This window comes from Acinetobacter lwoffii (genome assembly GCF_019343495.1).
Lineage (GTDB): Bacteria > Pseudomonadota > Gammaproteobacteria > Pseudomonadales > Moraxellaceae > Acinetobacter > Acinetobacter lwoffii_P.
The window spans coordinates 1,306,135-1,327,348 of sequence record NZ_CP072549.1; the positions used below are offsets into that span (position 1 = coordinate 1,306,135).

At 43.4% G+C, this 21,214-nt stretch carries 17 protein-coding genes and 1 tRNA gene; 5 read left to right on the plus strand and 13 right to left on the minus strand.

Features of this window, described 5'->3' with window-relative positions:
* Positions 1 to 10 precede the first annotated feature (10 nt).
* Positions 11 to 96 (plus strand) — tRNA-Leu (locus J7649_RS06205).
* Between the two features lie 151 nt (positions 97 to 247).
* On the opposite strand, the gene J7649_RS06210 is transcribed toward J7649_RS06205, so the two are convergent.
* The 3 genes from J7649_RS06210 to J7649_RS06220 form a co-directional block, all read right to left on the minus strand.
* The gene (locus J7649_RS06210) at positions 248 to 1,150 is read right to left on the minus strand and encodes a helix-turn-helix transcriptional regulator (RefSeq protein ID WP_005246948.1); all 903 of its coding nucleotides are present in this window, start codon (positions 1,148 to 1,150) and stop codon (positions 248 to 250) included.
* Positions 1,151 to 1,303: 153 nt separating this feature from the next.
* The gene (locus tag J7649_RS06215) at positions 1,304 to 1,507 is read right to left on the minus strand and encodes a hypothetical protein (protein ID WP_005107506.1); all 204 of its coding nucleotides are present in this window, start codon (positions 1,505 to 1,507) and stop codon (positions 1,304 to 1,306) included.
* A gap of 215 nt (positions 1,508 to 1,722) precedes the next feature.
* Positions 1,723 to 2,715 (minus strand): NAD(P)H-quinone oxidoreductase, encoded by a 993-nt coding sequence (locus J7649_RS06220; protein WP_219309852.1) that lies wholly within the window; start codon positions 2,713 to 2,715, stop codon positions 1,723 to 1,725.
* Between the two features lie 130 nt (positions 2,716 to 2,845).
* Here J7649_RS06220 and J7649_RS06225 point away from each other — a divergent pair, with 130 nt between their 5' ends.
* Positions 2,846 to 3,190: a thioredoxin family protein gene (locus tag J7649_RS06225; RefSeq protein ID WP_219309854.1), complete on the plus strand. Its 345-nt coding sequence runs from the start codon at positions 2,846 to 2,848 to the stop codon at positions 3,188 to 3,190.
* Positions 3,191 to 3,259: 69 nt separating this feature from the next.
* Here J7649_RS06225 and J7649_RS06230 read toward each other — a convergent pair whose 3' ends face one another.
* The 3 genes from J7649_RS06230 to cysD all read right to left on the minus strand — a co-directional run bounded on the left by J7649_RS06230 (position 3,260) and on the right by cysD (position 6,316).
* Entirely contained in the window at positions 3,260 to 3,532 is a 273-nt protein-coding gene (locus J7649_RS06230) for a hypothetical protein (protein WP_004279462.1), read from the minus strand.
* Between the two features lie 145 nt (positions 3,533 to 3,677).
* A complete protein-coding gene (cysN, locus tag J7649_RS06235; protein WP_219309856.1) occupies positions 3,678 to 5,294 on the minus strand; it encodes a sulfate adenylyltransferase subunit CysN in 1,617 nt (538 codons plus the stop codon).
* A 107-nt stretch (positions 5,295 to 5,401) separates the two neighbouring features.
* Positions 5,402 to 6,316 (minus strand): sulfate adenylyltransferase subunit CysD, encoded by a 915-nt coding sequence (gene cysD / locus J7649_RS06240; RefSeq protein WP_180086583.1) that lies wholly within the window; start codon positions 6,314 to 6,316, stop codon positions 5,402 to 5,404.
* A 322-nt stretch (positions 6,317 to 6,638) separates the two neighbouring features.
* On the opposite strand from cysD, the gene J7649_RS06245 reads away from it, so the two are divergent.
* From J7649_RS06245 to J7649_RS06255, 3 genes are all read left to right on the plus strand, one after another.
* Entirely contained in the window at positions 6,639 to 7,181 is a 543-nt protein-coding gene (locus J7649_RS06245) for a hypothetical protein (protein ID WP_219309858.1), read from the plus strand.
* A gap of 315 nt (positions 7,182 to 7,496) precedes the next feature.
* The gene (locus tag J7649_RS06250; protein ID WP_180037696.1) at positions 7,497 to 8,132 is read left to right on the plus strand and encodes a YqiJ family protein; all 636 of its coding nucleotides are present in this window, start codon (positions 7,497 to 7,499) and stop codon (positions 8,130 to 8,132) included.
* A gap of 37 nt (positions 8,133 to 8,169) precedes the next feature.
* Positions 8,170 to 9,876 carry a flotillin family protein gene (locus J7649_RS06255; protein WP_219309860.1) on the plus strand — a complete coding sequence of 569 codons (1,707 nt, stop codon included), beginning with the start codon at positions 8,170 to 8,172 and terminating at the stop codon, positions 9,874 to 9,876.
* 65 nt (positions 9,877 to 9,941) lie between these two features.
* On the opposite strand, the gene sucD is transcribed toward J7649_RS06255, so the two are convergent.
* The 7 genes from sucD to J7649_RS06290 all read right to left on the minus strand — a co-directional run bounded on the left by sucD (position 9,942) and on the right by J7649_RS06290 (position 21,212).
* A complete protein-coding gene (gene sucD, locus J7649_RS06260; protein WP_004646291.1) occupies positions 9,942 to 10,832 on the minus strand; it encodes a succinate--CoA ligase subunit alpha in 891 nt (296 codons plus the stop codon).
* Positions 10,833 to 10,844: 12 nt separating this feature from the next.
* Complete coding sequence (gene sucC, locus J7649_RS06265; RefSeq protein ID WP_219309862.1) at positions 10,845 to 12,011, minus strand: ADP-forming succinate--CoA ligase subunit beta; 1,167 nt, start codon at positions 12,009 to 12,011, stop codon at positions 10,845 to 10,847.
* A gap of 170 nt (positions 12,012 to 12,181) precedes the next feature.
* Entirely contained in the window at positions 12,182 to 13,612 is a 1,431-nt protein-coding gene (lpdA, locus tag J7649_RS06270; RefSeq protein ID WP_219309864.1) for a dihydrolipoyl dehydrogenase, read from the minus strand.
* 99 nt (positions 13,613 to 13,711) lie between these two features.
* Positions 13,712 to 14,926, minus strand: coding sequence for a 2-oxoglutarate dehydrogenase complex dihydrolipoyllysine-residue succinyltransferase (odhB, locus tag J7649_RS06275; protein WP_004279435.1), 1,215 nt, complete (start codon positions 14,924 to 14,926; stop codon positions 13,712 to 13,714).
* Positions 14,927 to 14,944: 18 nt separating this feature from the next.
* Entirely contained in the window at positions 14,945 to 17,767 is a 2,823-nt protein-coding gene (locus tag J7649_RS06280; RefSeq protein WP_004279434.1) for a 2-oxoglutarate dehydrogenase E1 component, read from the minus strand.
* Positions 17,768 to 18,588: 821 nt separating this feature from the next.
* On the minus strand, positions 18,589 to 19,299 hold the full coding sequence (locus J7649_RS06285; protein WP_004279433.1) for a succinate dehydrogenase iron-sulfur subunit: 711 nt from the start codon (positions 19,297 to 19,299) through the stop codon (positions 18,589 to 18,591).
* 14 nt (positions 19,300 to 19,313) lie between these two features.
* Positions 19,314 to 21,212, minus strand: coding sequence for an FAD-binding protein (locus J7649_RS06290; RefSeq protein ID WP_004646289.1), 1,899 nt, complete (start codon positions 21,210 to 21,212; stop codon positions 19,314 to 19,316).
* Between the last annotated feature and the right edge of the window lie 2 nt (positions 21,213 to 21,214).

Consider the following 21,214-nt stretch of genomic DNA (forward strand, 5'->3'; position numbering starts at 1 on the left):
TCTTGTTAAAGCCCGAGTGGTGAAATCGGTAGACACAGGGGATTTAAAATCCCCCGCCCACAAAGCGTGCCAGTTCGAGTCTGGCCTCGGGCACCATTCTTCTACTATAGAAAGATGGTGCAAATAAAGAACCCAGCGAAAGCTGGTTTTTTTATGTCTGTAATTTAGTTAGTCAAAAAATAAGTAAATTAAATTCCCATTTAAAGTGTCATCATTAATCAGGCCCTCCTGCTCTGCTTTCTCAATATCATCCAGCAGAACGTAAATATCCTTGCAAATCCTGTTCCAGTTTTTGCTGGAAATGAATCGGCTCAATAATTTTCACATAAGGTAACCAGTAACGCACCAAAGGCAATAACTGCATTTCGTGACGAATCTGGCAACTAATCACTAACTCTCCAGTCCCAGTTTCCTGCTCGATCTGCTGTTCTGGAAATAAACGGCGCTCTTTAAAAAAGACCGCGACTTCAGGTTGTACCTTGATTAAGACTTGCTGCTTTTGCTGCCCAAACCAGATGCTGTCTTCATCTACCAGTATTTTTAGTATTTCAGGATCATGCGCAAAGCTCTCCACCTCAGAAACCAGCTTGAGTTGTTGCACCTGACTTAAGCGATAGGTGCGCAACTTGTCCTGATCTACGCCCACCAGATACCAGATACCATGATGGTGAATCAAGCGATAAGGCTTAATGATTCGCAATTGATCTGAATATTGCAACTCAACCTGCTGACGTTTATAGATTGCGCTTGCAAGCAACTTGAAATGTTCGGCAAACTGTTTGGCATCTTCAAAATAATAGCCTTTTGCCGAAAATACCTGATTTGCCCGCTCATCCAGCAGTTCACGCATAAAAGACATATCCAACGCCGGATACAATTCACTGATCCCCGAAAGCTGGGCAAAAGTCTGGATATCCTGCAATTTAAACCGCCCTAAATAAGAGGGTTCCAGATAATATCGTTTCTGTTCATCTTGAAGTAAGGGTAAGTAAGAGCCTAGACGATCAAAATCACGCTCAATGGTGCGGGTGCTGACCTGAAATTCTGCAGCTAGCTCTGCAGCCCGGAGTTGATATCCGACGTTTAATTTGGTCAAAATTCTGGCTAAACGCTCTGCAAGACGCTCATGTGTTGAAGCTGGGCGCTTCATAAATCCCCACTTAATACATTCTCATGTACTTATTTATCGCTAGATGTTGAATGATTATACTGAATGCCGATCAATGAATAATATTAGGACAAAGTCTAAGATATTTTTTTGCATCAGATCTTGACCCTTTATTCACCCTAAAAATACAAGATCTTATTTGGATTTTCTGGATGCTTTCTTGCTTGAATGACGATTTTGTATTGTTAATCTTTCCATATAACGCTCCAGATGCAGCATCGCCCGATACATTTTATGTAACTCTACCCAGCTGATGGTTCCGCGAATAATCATTTTATGAATACGTCGTAATGCTCTTAAACTATGTTTTGAACTATATGCTGTTGAAATAATTTTCATCTTATTTTCCCTCTCACATTCATGTGAATGTTTAACCATTTGGTCGGAATTATCTATACATGCAATTTACGTGTCATAATTGACAGGTTGTGTCGAACAGTTAACATTTTTTAATTTTTATTCAAGATTTTATATATTTATTTGTAATAATATTTTACTTAAAATTAAAAAAAGCCAGTAAAATTACTGGCTTTTTTTGAATCACTTATCTCGTATTAAATAATTTCAACTACAACTTTACCCACATGCTCTCCAGTATCCATTGCGGCATGAGCATCTTGAATTTGATCAAACTTAAACGTTTTATAGATCATCGGCAAACATTCGCCTTTTGCCCATAATGGTGCAATCTGCTCTTTCAGGCCTTGTGCAATTTCCGCTTTTTCAGCCATGCTACGTGCACGCATGGTCGAACCGGTAATGGTCAGACGTTTCATCATGATTTGTCCGAGTTTAACTTCTTTAGCTTTGGCACCTCCCAAGAAAGCGATATAGACCAGACGTCCATCACGGCGCAACAAATTCAAATTACGCTCTAAATAAGGTGCACCGACCATATCTAAAATGACATCAACACCAGCATTGTCGGTCTGCTCATTAATCACTTGCTCAAAGTCCTGAGTTTTATAGTTAATAGCCGTGGTTAAATCAGAAATCGCTGCAACTTTTTCATCTGAACCGACAGTTGCAAAAGTTTTGATTCCGAGTGATTTACATAACATTAAAGCAGTCGTACCAATCCCGCTCGTTCCACCATGTACCAGTACAGTTTCCCCTGCTTTGGCCTTACCCATCTGGAACACGTTCGCCCATACAGTAAAGAAAGTTTCAGGAATGGCCGCTGCCTGTACAAAACTTACGCCTTCAGGAATATTCAAGGTCTGGCTTTCAGGTATGACGCAATATTCAGCATAACCGCCACCATTGGTCAAACCACAGACTTGATCACCAACTTTAAACTGACTTACATCACTACCAATCGCAACCACCTCACCTGCCACTTCCAGGCCAGGAACTGGCGTTACCCCTTTCGGCATCGGATATAAGCCTTGACGCTGCAGGATATCTGGACGGTTAATACCAAAGGCATGAACTTTCACCAGAACTTCATCTGCTTTAGGTTCAGGTACAGTCACCGTTTCATAAGCGAGTTTATCGACACCACCTGGTTCTGTAATAATGACTTGCTGCATGGTTTGTTGCGACATGATTTCTTTCCCTAATCTATGCATTTCATATATCTTGGACTTATTTGAACATAGTTAGCATGAGGAATGAAGCTACATCGGACTTATGTATAATCGGGGGACTATTCAGGAAATTGATAATAGGCCAACCATGACCCAAGTGATCGAATATAACGAAAACAATTACAGTGATTTTGAGTGGTTTGAAGGTTTTGCCGTGATTCGCTTTTATGCAGACTGGTGCAAGCCCTGTGTTCAGAATTTTCCGATCTTTGCCGAACTGGCGACATACTATGCTGAGATAAATCCTGAAGTTAAATTTGGCAAGATCAATGTGGATCAGTCTCCGATTTTAACCTTGCGCTATAATGCCTATGGTTTGCCTTCTACGCTTATTTTTAGAAATGGAGAAATTATTAAAAGGATTGCAGGCGTGAAAAGTTTAACCGAAATGAAAGCAATTCTGGCCTTAGTCCTCAATGATTCTTATGAATAATTACCCATGTGAAGCCAAATCTAACAAAAATATTTTTTTTAGCTCACTATCTAAATACGGAGCCTTTAATTAACTACGCCCTTTATATTCCTTTACCATTCGATCACTCACATCTTCCGGATAACACAGCGGCGCATATCCGCCTGCACGATTATAAGCACTACGCTTACCACAACGACTACCATTACTTGCAGTATTGTAAGGACACGGACAATTTCCCGGATAATTCTCAATCGACTGCTGGATTATTTTTTGCTTGATTGCTTCAACGCTTTGGCTGCTCTGTTTGGCTTCAGCTCCAAAAGCCACACACAAGCCAGCCAGCAATATTAATTTTTTCATATATTCCCCAAATCTAGGGAGTATTGTATTAATTGACTAGTAAATTGAAAGATCACATTTTGACTAATCGAATGATTTTCATGCAATCAAAATTTAGGCAATAAAAAACCCGCTTTTCAGCGGGTTTCTTCAAATCAGTCCAGTCTTAAAGACGAACCAATTCCACAATCTTCTCAGCAAGTTCTTCAACTGTATCTACGGTTAAAGTCGTGTCTGTACCTTCAGCAGCATCGGTAATCACAACCACACCAGTTTCACGAACCAGTGCAACCTGCTCCGCATTCAAACCTGCTTTAGCAATAGCAACGATCCCTTGCTGAATCAGCAAGCTTTCTAGCGCCTGAGCATTTTCCAAAGCTTTACCAGATACAGTCACCGCAGCAGGTTTTTGACCCAAACGTGCCGCACGTGCTTCTGCAGTGACAGGCTCATCGTGTGCAGACCATTCAACTGATTCTTCCACCATACCAGCACCAATCGTCACGTTATTCAAACGATCGATGAAGATAAACGAACCGGTGAAACGGCTGTCTTGATAACGGTCAAAGACCACTGGTGCATCAAATTCAACAGTCACATTGGCGATTGCATTTAGCTCAAGTTTATCCACCTGAACTTTTTCCAATGTGTTAACGTTGGTACGGTAATGAATTGCCGTTACTTTTGCCGGAACGGTTTGCGTACCAATCTTGATGTTGTACAGCTTACCCAGTACAAGTGGTTGATCTGCCATCCACACAACAGTCGCTTGAACTGAACGGGAAATATTTGGAACAGCTTGATCCGCACGAATTAACACGTTACCACGTGAAATATCAATTTCATCGTTAAGCGTTAAAGTCACTGCCTGACCTGCAACTGCATGCTCAAAGTTGCCATCAAAAGTGACAATTTCTTTAACAGTCGATGATTTACCAGAAGGCAAAGCTGTTACGGTATCACCAACATTGATATCGCCAAGTGCGATCGTACCGCAGAAACCACGGAAGTCGAGGTTCGGACGATTGACGTATTGCACAGGGAAACGGAAATCCTGCTTCGCTGAACTACGGTTAATTTCCACCGATTCAAGCGTACCCATCAGCGTTTCACCAGTGTACCACGGCGTATTGGCTGACTTGTTCACCACGTTATCGCCATTCAGTGCAGAAATAGGCGTAAAAATGATATTGCTTGGTTTGCGATCGCCCAATTGTGCAACGAATGCCGCATATTCAGCCTGGATTTCATTGAAACGTGTTTCAGAGAATTCCACCAAGTCCATCTTGTTGATTGCAACAATGATGTTTTTGATACCGAGCAAACTCGCAATAAAAGTATGACGACGCGTCTGGGTTTGCACGCCATAACGCGCATCAATCAAAATGATCGCAAGATCACACGTCGATGCACCAGTTGCCATGTTACGGGTGTACTGTTCATGTCCCGGCGTATCCGCGATGATGAACTTACGTTTTTCAGTCGAGAAGTAACGATATGCCACATCAATGGTAATGCCTTGCTCACGCTCTGCTTGTAAACCATCGACCAGAAGTGCCAAGTCAGGTGCATCGCCAGTCGTACCGACCTTTTTCGAGTCACGGGTCACGGCCTGTAATTGATCTTCATAAATCAATTTTGAATCGTATAGCAGACGACCGATTAACGTCGATTTACCATCATCCACGTTACCGCAAGTCAGGAAACGCAACAGATCTTTATTTTCATGTTGTTTCAGATAGCCCAAGATATCTTGGCTGATTAAATCAGATTGATGAGACATCGCTCAAAGCTCCACATATTCTTTAGAAATCGGTTTTTGATCCCCCTGTACCCCCCTTTATAAAGGGGGAAATCTCCTCTCTTTTTAAAAAGAGGTCGGGAGAGATTCTAGAAGTAGCCTTCCTGCTTCTTCTTCTCCATCGAGCCTGCTTCATCATGGTCAATCATACGACCTTGACGCTCAGAACTGGTTGCCAGCAACATTTCCTGAATAATTTCCGGCAAGGTATTGGCTGTAGATTCCACAGCACCTGTTAATGGATAACAACCCAACGTACGGAAACGTACCGATTTCATTTGTGGAACTTCACCTTCTTTTAAAGGCATACGTTCATCATCAACCATAATAAGTGTGCCACTACGTTCAACCACAGGACGTTCTGCAGCCAAATAAAGTGGTACTAATGGAATACTTTCCAAATAGATGTATTGCCAGATATCCAGCTCGGTCCAGTTAGATAAAGGGAATACACGAATACTTTCGCCCTTGTTCACTTTACCATTATAAAGATTCCAAAGTTCTGGGCGCTGGTTTTTCGGATCCCAGCGATGTTTTGAATCACGGAATGAATAAACACGTTCCTTGGCACGTGATTTTTCTTCATCACGGCGCGCGCCACCAAAAGCAGCATCAAAACCGTATTTGTCCAAGGCCTGTTTTAAGCCCTGAGTTTTCATGATGTCGGTATATTTAGAACTGCCGTGATCGAACGGGTTAATACCGGCATCGACCCCTTCTTTATTCTGATGCACGATCAAATCGAAACCATGGGTTTTCGCCATATTGTCCCGGAAAGTGATCATGTCTTTAAACTTCCAGCCTGTATCGACATGTAATAATGGAAATGGAAGTTTTGCTGGGTAAAACGCTTTTAGCGCAAGATGCAGCATGACCGCTGAATCTTTACCAATCGAATACAGCATGACCGGATTTTCAAACTCGGCAGCAACTTCGCGGATGATATGAATACTCTCAGCTTCAAGCTGTTTGAGATGAGTAAGTCTTTCCTCATTTAACGACATGGACAACACCAGCTTAGAAAAACGTGTACTTATGACACTTTTGAAAATTTATATTCATTATAGTGATTTACTTATCCTATCCATTGCTTGTTTTATGATATTGATATATCAAAAGCTCATATAAAAATTCATCAATAATGAATATCAGTTTTTATGAATCAATGATGAGTATCATCAAGTCTGCGCATTTTAAGCTAGATTGCTCTACAATCCTGCAGCTAAACCAATAAAGTTAGAGCTAAATAATCTAAAGTAGTGGTTCTCAAATAATTAAAAAATTACTAGAGTAAGATTCCATTCTCCCCCTTGATATACTTTGCTTATGCCTTATAGCGCTTTTGATCTCGCCACTGTAAAAAACCGTCTGGAACAGGCCCAGCTTGCGGACTACATTTATCAGCATCAGCAACATATTCTAGTCTTGCAAGAACCTTTCAGTGATGATGGCAAGCCTTTAAATATCTATCTGCAACACGAGCTGACCGCGGATCAAATCGGATTACAGTTTGGTCTGCGTTTGCAAGAAGGTCATTGGGAATTTCTAATCGGCGTTACTTATAGTAACCAGAACGCAGCTTACGAAATTGGTGCTGGCAACATCAAAGGTGATCAAAAAGCCTTTAACTTATTATATGCCTTTTATAATTATCCTAAAGCGTTCTATCTAGTGGCATTACCTTTGACCACCAACAGTCAGATTTTGGAGCAAACCTTGCAAAAGCAGCTTTTCAAGCAGCCTGATCTCAACTTCCTGAATACTGCAGTCAAGGTCAATCCTATGGGCGAACAAGTCAAATGGATGCAACACTATATTCTGCAACAGACTCTAGATATGAAAGTCCGGATTCAGACTGCCCTACTTTAAACTTGAACAGAAAAATTTGGAGATACTCAGGTCGATGTATCTCTATACTTTCTCAGGCAAGCACACACAGAGTGCCATGCTATTCAGAATTCCTATTGCCGCTATGGCATCACTTGCTCAAACATCCAGTTAGCTTCTTATGGTTTATTATTAATTTTAATAGTTCAATAATTATTAAATAATCAATATATTCAATCCTTGTTTATCGGGTTTTTTGTTATTTTTTTGCATACAAAATCAGTAATTACTGTTATCGTTATATCAATAAAAACTTTCAGACACTTTTCCTAAAAACATAATTATAGAGATAAAGAAATGTGGGAACTGTTTACGCATCCATCAAATATCGTATTTAGTATTAGCCTGAGCCTAATGCTGATGTTTGCTGCACTAGAATGTATTCTATTGCTGCTCGGCGGCGGCTCTCAGCATATCTTCGAACAGTTTTTACCTGAAGATCCCCTGCAACCAGAAATAAGCCCGGATCAGTCTCCGGGTGTTTTCAGCAAAGTATTTGACTGGTTATATCTGGGGCGTCTGCCTTTATTTATCTGGCTAATCATCTTTCTGACCAGTTATGGGTTAAGCGGTTTATTGATTCAGGGCATATTTGAGCGCCTGACCAGCCAACTATTTAGTGTCTGGCTGATTTCTCCGGCCTGCCTGTTTCTGTGTATGCCTGTGGTGCGCTTTCTCGCTATGGCCGCTAGTAAGCTCCTGCCCCAAGACGAAACCTCTGCGATTCATAGCGATGAACTCATCGGACGTACCGCGACCATTATTCTCGGAGATGCCAAAGTGAATTCTCCAGCACAAGCCAAAGTTCGGGATCAACATGGCCAGACCCATTATGTGCTGGTCGAACCAGAAAACAATCAAATTTTAAATCAAGGTCAGAATGTAGTTCTAACCCACAAAACCAAGAACGGCTTTCAAGCCATTGCACTTTAATTTTATTTAGCTAGTACTCAATTGAGACTTTATAACAATGTTAACATTTGATTTATATAATATTTTAATTATTGCGGGAATTATTTTTGTAGCATTGGTGACCTTCGGTCTCATCATTGCACGCTTATACCGTCGTTCAAGCAAGGAAATTTCCTTTGTGCGTACCGGTTGGGGTGGAGAAAAAGTGATTTTAGGTGGAGGTGCAATTGTGCTTCCAGTGTTGCATGAAACCATTTCGGTGAATATGAATACCTTACGCCTAGAAGTACGCCGTGCAGATGATCAAGCACTGATTACTCGTGACCGAATGCGGGTCGATGTCATGGCCGAATTCTATGTACGAGTCAAGCCTACCGCAGATTCAATTGCAACCGCAGCACAAACCCTTGGTCAAAAGACCATGTCACCAAATGAACTAAAAAATCTGGTGGAAGGTAAATTTGTTGATTCATTGCGCGCAGTAGCTGCAGAAATGGCCATGGAAGAACTACATGAAAAACGCGTCGATTTCGTGCAAAAAGTACAGCAAGTGGTTTCAGAAGACCTGCATAAAAATGGTCTAGAGCTTGAAACCGTTTCCTTGACTGGACTGGATCAGACCGGATTTAAATACTTCAATCCACAAAATGCGTTTGATGCCGAAGGTCTGACCAAGCTCACTGAAACCATTGAAGATCGTCGCCGCAAGCGTAACCACATTGAACAGGATACCGATCTGGCGATTAAAACCAAAAATCTGGAAGCAGAACAGGCACGCCTGCAAATTATTCGTGAAGAAGAATATGCCAAACTGCAACAAGAGCGTGAAATTGCCATTCGCCGAGCTGAACAACTGGCTGAAATTGCCGCTCAGGAAGCCGGCAAAAAACGCGAAGCAAAAGAAGCACAAATTGCCGCTGAACGAGAAGTTGAACTCAAGCGTATTCTGGCCGCCCGTGATGTTGAAAATGAAAATATTCAAAAGGCTCAGCTGATTCAAAAGGCTCAGGTCGAGCAAAAGAAAACTATTGAACTGGCTGAACAGGATCGCGCCATTGCCATTGCGGAAAAATCACGTGCTGAATCTGAAGCCAAAGCCCAAGCCGATCAGGCGCGTGCACAAGCGGTAAAAGCGGAAGAAGAAGTCATCACCGTACGTCAAATCCAGCAGGCAGAGCGTCAAAAAGCAGTTGAACTGGTCGCAGCCAAAGAACATGCTGAAAAAGATGCAATTGCAATTACAGTTGCCGCTGAAGCTGGCAAACAGGCGGCAGCAGATGATGCAGAAGCAGTGCGGATTGCGGCTGAGGCTGAAGCAGAAAAAGTCCGCCTGAAGGCCAAGGGCGAAGCGGATGCAAAAATCCTACTGGCTCAAGCGATGGAAAAACAGTATCAGGTCGATGCTGAAGGTACCCGTGCGGTCAATGAAGCCAATAACGTCCTGTCACCTGAACAGGTTGAAATGCAGATTCGTTTAGCTATGCTGAAATACTTGCCTGAAATTATCCGGGAAAGTGTCAAGCCAATGGAAAATATTGATGATATCAAGATTCTTCAAGTGAATGGCCTACATGGCGGTCATGCCGGTGCCTGTCAGGCAGATGCCCATCATGAAGGTAGCAATGTTGCCCTGTCAGATCAGGTGGTGAATAGCGCCCTGCGCTATCGTAGCCAGGCACCGCTCATTGACAGCCTGATGAGTGAGCTTGGTATTCAGGGTGGAGATATCAACGGCATGACTCAGAGCCTTAAAGCTAAAACTTAAAAATAGAATGAGATATAAAAAAGCTCCCATTTGGGAGCTTTTTTATTGAAGGTCTAATGTGAATATCAAACTAAACCTTTATCTTTTAACACTTGTAGCATGGTTGAACCGAGTTCGGCAGGACTGCGCGTATAGGCCATACCCGCACGCTCAAAGGCAGCAAACTTTTCTTCTGCTGTACCCTTACCACCTGAAATAATCGCCCCTGCGTGACCCATACGTTTGCCTTTAGGTGCAGTTACACCCGCAATATAACCAACAACTGGCTTAGTCACATTCGATTGAATATATTCAGCTGCTTCTTCTTCAGCTGTACCACCAATCTCACCAATCATGATGATGGCTTCAGTTTGCGGATCTTCCTGGAACAATTTCAAGCAATCAATCTGGTTCATGCCCGGAATTGGGTCTCCACCAATACCGATACAAGTCGACTGACCTAAACCGAGTTTTGTGGTTTGCGCCACAGCCTCATAAGTCAGTGTGCCTGAACGCGAAATAATCCCGATTTTACCCGGCTGATGAATATGCCCCGGCATGATCCCGATCTTACATTCACCCGGCGTAATAATACCCGGACAGTTTGGTCCGATCAGACGTGTGCCATTACCATTGGTTTCCAGATAACGCTTGGCTTTGAGCATATCGATGGTCGGTACACCTTCAGTAATCACCACAATTAACTCAATGCCAGAATCAACCGCTTCAACAATAGAATCCAGTACAAAGGGTGCCGGAACATAAATCACCGAAGCATCTGCACCCGTTTCTTTCACCGCTTCACGCATGGTATTAAATACAGGCAGTTCCAGATGAGTTTGACCACCTTTACCCGGGGTTACACCACCCACGACTTTAGTGCCGTAGGCCAGAGCCTGTTCAGAATGGAATGTACCGTTTTTGCCTGTAAAGCCCTGTACCAATACTTTAGTGTCTTTATTAACTAATACGCTCATGCTAGATACTCCTTAAGCTTTTACAGCAGCAACGATTTTTTCTGCAGCATCAGCAAGACCGTGTGCAGAAATCAATTTCAAACCTGATTCATTCAGTAATTTTGCACCCAGTTCTGCATTGTTGCCTTCAAGGCGAACAACCACAGGAACGGTCACATTTACTTCCTGAACCGCTGCAATAATTGCTTCAGCAATCATGTCACAACGTACAATTCCACCAAAAATATTGATTAATACACCCTGCACAGAAGTGTCGGCAAGGATAATTTTAAAGGCTTCAATCACGCGCTCTTTGGTTGCACCACCACCCACATCCAGGAAGTTGGCGGGTTGACCGCCATAAAGCTTGATAATATCCATGGTTGCCATGGCAAGACCGGCACCATTGACCATGCAACCAATGTTACCTTCCAGCGCTACATAGTTCAGATCAAACTCTGAAGCTTTTAGCTCACGCTCATTTTCCTGAGACTTATCACGTAGTACCGCCACTTCAGGCAAACGGTACAGTGCATTCGAATCAATTCCGATTTTGGCATCGACACACAGAATGTCGCCGTTTTCACGCACAGACAGCGGATTGATTTCGAAAAGTGCAAAATCATTGTCTACAAATGCCTGATAAGCAGCCGTCATGACTTTAACAAACTGATTAATTTGTCCATCTTTGAGTTTAAGTGCGAAAGCAACTTCACGCGCCTGAAATGGCATTAGACCGACTAAAGGATCAACTTCAACTTTAATAATTTTTTCAGGGGTTTCTTCGGCCACTTTCTCAATTTCAACACCGCCTTCAGTCGACGCCATAAAAGTGATGCGGCGAGTCGAGCGATCCACTACAGCACCCAAGTACAGCTCGCGCTCAACCGGATAAACATCCTCAGAGACTAAAATGCTATTGACCGGCTGACCATTGGCATCAGTCTGATAAGTCACCAAGCGTGAACCAATAATCTGATTGGCATATTCAGCAGCCTCGGCAGCCGATTTCACCACTTTTACCCCACCAGCCTTACCCCGGCCACCCGCATGCACCTGTGCTTTCAATACTGCGAACTTTCCACCCAGCTGCTCGAAAGCATGCACCGTTTCATCGGCATTGGTGGCAAGTATTCCTTCCTGCACAGGCATACCATATTTTTTTAATAGCGCTTTTGCTTGATACTCATGTAAATTCATTGAATAACCTTTTATTACTTCTTTGCCTTGTTATAACCCACTAGCACCCAGACGTCCGTCAAAGCAGTACCAGCATTTCTTAAAATCGTTATCTTTATTTTTAGATGATTGTTCCAATAAAAACAACCATGAAATGTAAAAAGAGCGACCTAAGTCGCTCTTTTTTCGAATTACTTACGCTTACGTTGGATCGCGTGAATCGCACGCCCATCAACTGCAAGTGCAGCTTCATGTACCACTTCAGAGAAGGTCGGGTGACCGAAAGTCATCAACTGAAGATCTTCAACTGAAGAAACAAACTCAAGCGCAATCATGCCTTGGTGTGCGATATCAGATGCATTAGGACCCACAACGTGCATACCTAAAAGACGGTCTGTTTTCGCATCAGCAACGAATTTCACAAAACCAGCCGTATCACCAGCTGCCAATGCACGACCATTCACCGCAAACGGGAATTGGCCTGCTTTCACTTCATGGCCTTTTTCTTTGGCTTGCTCTTCAGTTAAGCCCACCCAAGCTGCTTCTGGATGGGTATAGATTATGCTGATGATGGTGTCATAGTTCACTTGAGCAGCATGACCGTGGATACGCTCCACTGCCATTACACCCTCTTCCATTGCCTTATGTGCAAGCATTGGACCGCGTACCAAGTCACCAATCGCATAAACACCTTCAACAGAAGTTGCACACCAATCGTTTACTTCAACTAAGCCACGTTCAGTCAGTTTAATACCGCAATCATCTGCCAATAAACCTTCAGCATAAGCACGACGACCTACACAAACGATCAATTTATCGAAAGTTTGTTCTTTGTCTTCACCGCCTTGGGTATATTTAACAGTCACTTCACGACCATTAACATCAGTACCTGAAACTTTGGCACCGAAACGAATATCTAAACCCTGTTTTTTCAAGATTTTTTGATATTCTTTCGCCAATGCTTTGTCCGCCATTGGCAAGAATGTATCCAGTGCTTCAAACACAACCACTTCTGCACCTAGACGACGCCATACTGAACCTAACTCTAAACCGATAACACCTGCACCAATGACACCAAGACGTTTAGGAACTTCTGGGAATTCAAGCGCGCCAGTAGAATCAACAATTAACTCTTGATCTACAGGAGCCACTGGAATATTTACTGGTACAGAACCCGTCGCAAGAATCACATATTTAGGCTCTAAAACTTGAGTTTCACCTTCGTGAGAAACAAATTCTACTTTTTTACCTGCAAGCAGTTTACCCGTACCTTTTAACCACTCGATGCCATTACCTTTAAGTAACTGATCGATACCGCCAGTCAATTGATCTACAACTTTGTCTTTACGAGCCAGCATTTTAGAAAGATCGAATTTAACTTCACCAGTCGTAATACCATGGTCATCTAGATGCTGAACGGTATCTTCATAACGATGTGAAGAATCAAGTAAAGCTTTAGACGGGATACAACCGACGTTTAAGCAAGTACCACCTAAAGAGGGTTTACCTTTATGAATACGTTTTTCGATACACGCAACTTTAAAACCAAGTTGAGCTGCACGAATTGCTGCTTCGTAGCCGCCCGGGCCACCACCAATTACGACTAAATCGAATTGAGACATGTTTATCTCCAACTAATCCCCCTTATTAATCCCCCTTTTCCAAAGGGGGATCTTCCCCTCTTTTTAAAGAGGGGTTAGGGGAGATTTTTAATGAATAAATTACAGATCAAGGATCAGACGCGCTGGCTCTTCTAACAATTCTTTGATTGTTACAAGGAAACCGACTGCTTCTTTACCATCGATTAAACGGTGGTCATAAGACAGTGCAAGGTACATCATTGGCAAGATTTCTACTTGACCATTCACCGCCATCGGACGTTCCTGGATTTTATGCATACCCAGAATCGCAGTTTGTGGTGTATTTAGAATTGGTGTAGAAAGCAATGAACCGAAAGTACCACCATTAGTAATAGTGAATGTACCGCCAGTCATATCTTCGATACCCAGTTTACCGTCACGTGCCTTGCCGGCATATGCACGGATGCCGTTTTCAACTTCAGCATAGTTCATGCGGTCTGTATCACGAAGAACAGGAACCACTAGACCACGCTCAGATGAAACTGCAACACCGATGTCGTAGTAACCGTGATACACGATGTCATCGCCATCAATTGAAGCATTTACCGCTGGATAGCGTTTAAGTGCTTCAGTTGCTGCTTTAACGAAGAATGACATGAAGCCAAGACGCGCACCATGACGCTTCTCGAATGCATCTTTGTATTGAGCACGCATTTCCATGATTGGTTTCATGTTCACTTCGTTGAACGTGGTCAACATTGCAGTTTCTTGAGTCGCTGCAAGTAAACGTTCAGCAACACGCTTACGAAGGCGAGTCATAGGAACACGTTTTTCGATACGCTCGCCCACTGCAACGCTTAATGGTTGCGCTGCAGGTGCTGCCGGTTTCGCTTGATGATTTGCCACATCTTCTTTCGTGATGCGACCGCCACGGCCTGTACCTGCAACGTCAGCAGCTGCAACACCAGATTCAGTCAATGCTTTACGCACTGCTGGAGCCTGATCCTGTACTTGTTGACGTTCAACGATCGGTGCATTACCCGCTTCAGTTTGAGCAGCAGCTTGTTCAACTTTCTCTTCAGACTGAACTGCTTGAGTTTGCGTAGCGCCAGAAACAGCACCTTCTTCAAACTGTGCAATGACTTCAGCTGAAAGAACAGTATCGCCTTCACCTTTAATAATAGATGCAAGTGTACCGTCTGCAGGAGCAACAACTTCTAAAACAACTTTATCAGTCTCAATATCGCAGATCACTTCATCACGTGACACTGCTTCACCTGGTTGTTTGTGCCAAGTTGCGATCGTACCGTCCGCAACTGACTCTGGGAATACCGGTGCTTTAATTTCGGTTGCCATTACTTAGAATCTCCTGGATTATTCAGCGTCGATCGCAAGCGCGTCGTTGATGAGCTGAGCTTGTTGTTTTGCATGCAAATATGGTGAACCACATGCCGGTGCAGCAGAAGCTTCACGGCCTGCATAGCTAATACGTACTTGTTTACCCGCTTTCATCACGTCGTCATATAGACGCGGTGCGATGAACAACCAAGCGCCTTGGTTCTTCGGTTCTTCTTGCGCCCAAACAAGTTCTTTCACGTTTGGATATTGCGCAAGCACTTCTGCCAGGCGTTTTTCTGGGTATGGATATAATTGTTCAATACGTACAATTGCAGTGTTGTTCAATTCTTTTTCACGACGTTTTTCAACTAGGTCGTAATACACCTTACCACCACACAGAACCAGACGGGTTACATCTGACTTGTTGATGTTGTCTACTTCATCAATCACGGTCTGGAATGTACCGTTTGCAAGCTCTTCAAGGCTAGATACAGCAAGCTTGTGACGAAGTAAAGACTTCGGCGAAGTAACAATCAATGGCTTACGGATTGGACGAATCGCTTGACGACGTAATGCGTGGAAAATCTGCGCAGGCGTAGTCGGTGTGATGACTTGCATGTTGTCTTCAGCACATAGCTGCAAGAAACGTTCCAAACGTGCAGATGAATGTTCTGGACCTTGACCTTCAAAACCGTGTGGAAGAAGCATAGTTAAGCCACATACACGCTCCCATTTGGTTTCACCAGATGAGATGAACTGGTCAATGACAACCTGTGCACAGTTTGCGAAGTCACCGAATTGTGCTTCCCAGATGATCAAACTCTTAGGAAGAGTCGTCGCATAACCATATTCAAATGCCAATACAGCCATTTCTGACAACAAAGAGTCATAGATTGCAGTACGCGGCTGGTTTTCTTTCAGGTTACACAGTGGAAGATAAGTTGAACCATCTACCTGATTATGCAGTTTTGCATGACGGTGTGAGAAAGTACCACGACCTACGTCTTCACCCGTTAAACGAAGCAAGTAACCATCATCTAGTACAGTTGCATACGCCAGAGTTTCAGCAGCACCCCAGTTCAGAGGCATTTCACCCGTTTGCATTTTCAGACGGTCATCAATTACTTTTGCAACTTGACGCTGCATCACGAAGCCTTCAGGAAGCTCACGCATTTTCTTGCCAAGCTCTTTTAGACGTTCGATTGGGAAAGTTGTATCCCACTCGTCTGTGTACTCATGACCTAAGTAAGGAGTCCAATCCACAAACATTTTTTTGTTTGGTTCAAGTACCAGTGCATTGGCAACGTGATTACCCGCTTCCAGGTCTGCACGGTAGTTTTCAACCATTTGATCTGCACTTGCGCGATCAAGAACACCCTGTTGTACCAATTGATCCGCATAAAGCGTACGCGTAGTCGCTTTCTTGTTAATCACTTGATACATCATTGGTTGAGTTGCAGCTGGCTCATCCGCTTCGTTATGACCACGACGACGGTAGCAGAACATGTCAATCACAACGTCTTTACGGAAGGTATGACGGAAGTCATGTGCCAATTGTGAAATGAACACCACAGCTTCAGGATCATCACCATTCACATGGAAGATCGGTGCCTGAATCATTTTTGCGATGTCAGTACAGTATTCTGTAGAACGTGCGTCACGTGGATCAGACGTCGTGAAACCAACCTGGTTGTTAATTACAATGTGCACTGTACCACCCACGGTATAACCGCGAGTTTGTGACATCTGGAAAGTTTCCTGGTTAACGCCCTGACCTGCAAATGCAGCATCACCGTGTACGATTAGTGGCAATACGTCATCGCCGCCAATGTCTTTACGACGTACTTGACGTGCACGTACCGAACCTTCAACCACAGGGCCTACGATTTCAAGGTGTGACGGGTTAAACGCCAATGCCAAGTGAACTTCGCCACCTGGAGTCATCACGTTAGATGAGAAGCCTTGGTGATACTTAACGTCACCAGAACCTTTCTTGTGAATAGATTTACCTTCGAACTCACCAAACAGGTCAGCCGGGTTCTTACCCATGATGTTAACAAGAAGGTTTAAACGGCCGCGGTGAGGCATACCGATCACAACTTCTTTACAGCCTACAGAACCTGCACGCTGAATAATTTCATTGACCATCGGGATGAATGCTTCACCACCTTCAACACCGAAACGTTTGGCACCAACGAATTTATTACCAAGATATTTTTCTAGGCCTTCAGCTGCAGTTAAACGCTCAAGGACATGTTTCTTTTGATCAGCATTGAAGCCATATTGACCGCGTGCACTTTCTAGACGTTGTTGAATCCAACGTTTTTCTTTGGTGTCCACGATGTGCATGTATTCAGCACCGATTGAACCACAGTAAGTGGCTTCCATTGACTGAACCATTTCAGCCAAAGTCGCTTCTTCTTTACCGATCGCCAGGTTACCAGTATTGAATACTGTGTCTAAGTCAGACTGAGTCAAACCATGCGCAGCAAGATCTAGATCAGGCACAACTTCACGCTTCGCCAAACCTAATGGATCCAGTTTTGCTTTCTGGTGGCCACGGTTACGGTAAGCAGCAATCAGCTGTAGCACGCCAATTTGACGACGTTCATGCTCTGAGCTGACTGTCGACTGAACAATAGGCTGAATACGGCTTGAATTGCGACCTAAAAGTAGGAATTGCTCACGTACATTACTGTGTGGTTGATCACCTTTTGGGAATTTATCGAAGTACGCTCTCCAGTCAGCACCCACTGAGTCTGGAGCAGTCAGATACTGCTCATAAAGTTCTTCAATATACGCTGCACTATCAGCGGAAAGTTCAGTGTCAAGACGCAGAGCGTCAGCAACTTCTTGCATTTGTGGACCCATTTCCTATTGCAAAAACATTTTCAGGATGCTTTTTAAGCAAAACCCAGGATTATTAGCATCAAATTGGTAATATGATACTAGTCCCCCATAAGGCATAAGCCATGAGGCGTTATCACCACACCAAGAAAATCTTGATATGTTTAATGAACAATAACGCCCCTCAGCGGCATCATCACTCATTGAATACCCGATCGTGACCGAGCAATTTTTTGCAAATCGACTTAGAAAAAACAAAGATTTAAACTATATTTTTTCTAAAGCGACTTTGACTTACATTTATATACCAGTCTCTACTTTTTCCGTGTTTAAAAAATGTACATCGGCCCACACATTTTTTAAATATAGTCTTGTGCTAAATGCTATCACGATCTCGACTAATCAATTGATTTTTTTGACGAGGAACGCATGTTTTTTAGTCAAATACTTCCGTCAGAAATTACTCTAACATAGGGAGCTTTAAATGAAAAACACATTCAGCGTAGACTAAAGTCCTACATCTTTTTGATAAACAAAAAGAGAGTAAATCTTCCAATCCACTCCCTTTGCAACTTTGCGTTATATAATAACATTATTGAAAACCTTTTTCAGTCCAGAATTACATCTAAAAATCATAAATACCTCAAACAACATCATAATAGTGCATAAATCCGACCAGAATGCTCTGCAATGATTCATCACTCGATTTGATCATATGAGATACAGCACCAATAACAGCAGTTTTCGCTACCACTGTTCGTTTATGGAGCCCTATAAAGCAAAAAGCACACCAAGTGGTGTGCTTTTTGAAAAACTGTTTATTGCAGTCTAAATTAGCCAGCCATATCTAGAAGCATGTTACGGATGTGACCGATTGCTTTAGTTGGGTTCAAGCCTTTAGGACATACAGATACACAGTTCATAATGCCTTTACAACGGAACAATGAGAACGGGTCGTCTAGACGAGCCAAACGCTCTTGTGTTCCCGTATCACGCGAGTCAATGATGAAGCGGTAAGCGTTCAACAATGCTGAAGGACCCAAGAACTTGTCCGGGTTCCACCAGAATGACGGGCATGAAGTTGAACAGCATGCACAAAGAATACACTCATACAGACCATCAAGATGCTCACGCTCTTCAGGAGACTGTAAACGTTCCTTAGGCGGTGCAGGCTGGTTGTTGATCAAGAATGGATGGATCTTGTTGTACTGATCATAGAACTGGTTCATGTCAACCACCAGATCTTTCACTACAGGAAGACCAGGCAATGGACGAACAGTAATTTCATTTGGTAAATCGTTCAGGTTCCAAAGACACGCCAAACCGTTTTTACCATTGATGTTCACGCCATCAGAACCACAAATACCTTCACGACATGAACGACGGAACGTTAAAGTTTCGTCCTGTACTTTTAATGCGAGAAGTGCGTCAAGCAACATACGGTGCTTGTCAGTCAGTTCCAGCTTAAAAGTTTGCATGTACGGTGCTTTATCCTTGTCAGGATCGTAGCGGTAGATATGAAATGTACGAGTACCTCTACTCATCTGAATTCTCCTGATTAGAATGTACGTGGTTTAGGTGGAATCGCGTCAACCGACAATGGACGGTAACGAACTGGCTTATACTCTAGACGGTTGTCTGCAGAGAACCATAAAGTGTGCTTCATCCACTCATCATCACGACGACCATATGGGTATTCAGCATGGTCTGGAGACTCTTCAAAGTCTACAACCGTATGTGCACCACGGCATTCTTTACGAGCAGCAGCTGAAATAAGCGTTGCTTTCGCAACTTCATACAAGTTTTCAACTTCAAGTGCTTCAATACGTGCAGTGTTAAATACTTTAGATTTGTCTTTCAAGTGAATGTTGCGTACGCGCGGTTCAATTGCAAGAATCTGCTTCACACCTTCGTCCAGAAGCGCAGATGTACGGAATACACCAGCATGATCTTGAACGATGTCACGGATTGCATCAGCAACGTCTTGAGCATTCTCACCTGTAGTTGATTCGTCAAGTTTACGAATACGTTCAACAGTTTCTTGAAGCACAGTTGTTGGAAGCGGCTCATATTCACCATCGTGCTGTTTAGTAACATATTCAATGATATGTTGACCAGCAGCCTTACCAAATACAACCAAGTCAAGCAATGAGTTCGTACCTAGACGGTTCGCACCGTGTACAGATACACATGAACATTCACCGATTGCATAGAAGCCTTTTACTGGCTTAGCAAAATCACGACCTTCGGCATTGGTAGAGTAAACGTCAGTGTCTTTGTTGTAGTTAGCAACAAGCGCTTCAGTTTCACGAGACTCAGGAACAACCACCTGACCATGAATATTCGTTGGAATACCACCCATTTGGTAATGGATTGTTGGTACTACAGGAATTGGCTCTTTAGTGATGTCAACGTTCGCGAATTTCTTGCCAATCTCGAATACAGATGGAAGACGTTTCATGATCGTATCCGCACCTAGGTGCGTCATATCAAGCAGGATGTAATCGCCTTTAGGACCACAACCACGACCTTCTTTGATCTCTTGATCCATAGAACGTGATACGAAGTCACGTGGCGCCAAGTCTTTCAAAGTTGGTGCATAACGTTCCATGAACGGTTCGCCGTCTTTGTTACGAAGGATTGCACCTTCACCACGACAACCTTCAGTCAACAATACGCCTGCGCCCGCAACACCCGTTGGGTGGAATTGCCAGAATTCCATATCTTGTAATGGAATACCTGCACGAGCAGCCATACCAAGACCGTCACCAGTGTTGATATAAGCGTTTGTAGATGCACGGTAAACACGACCAGCACCACCAGTAGCGAACAAAGTCGCTTTTGCTTGGAATACTGCAATTTTACCAGTTTCCTGGTCAATTGCTGTAACACCTAAAACGTCGCCTTTTTCGTTACGGATCAGGTCAAGCGCAATCCATTCTACGAAGAACTGAGTGCCCATTTTCACGTTGCTTTGATAAAGTGTGTGAAGAAGTGCGTGACCGGTACGGTCGGCAGCAGCACATGCACGTGGCACAGCTTTTTCACCGTAGTTTGCTGAGTGACCACCAAATGGACGTTGGTAAATTGTACCATCAGCATTACGGTCGAATGGCATACCCAGGTGTTCAAGTTCATAAACCACTTGAGGCGCTTCACGAGTCATGAACTCGATTGCATCTTGGTCACCTAACCAGTCCGAACCTTTTACAGTGTCGTAGAAGTGGTAGTGCCAGTTATCTTCTTGCATATTACCAAGAGATGCACCAATACCACCCTGCGCTGCAACAGTGTGCGAACGAGTTGGGAATACTTTAGTCAGAACCGCAACTTTCAAACCAGCTTGAGCAAGTTGGTAAGACGCACGCATACCTGAACCACCACCACCAACGATGACAGCATCGAAAGTTTCGTGCGGAATATTTGTGTAATCTTCTTTAGGGTTTATAGCGCCCATGA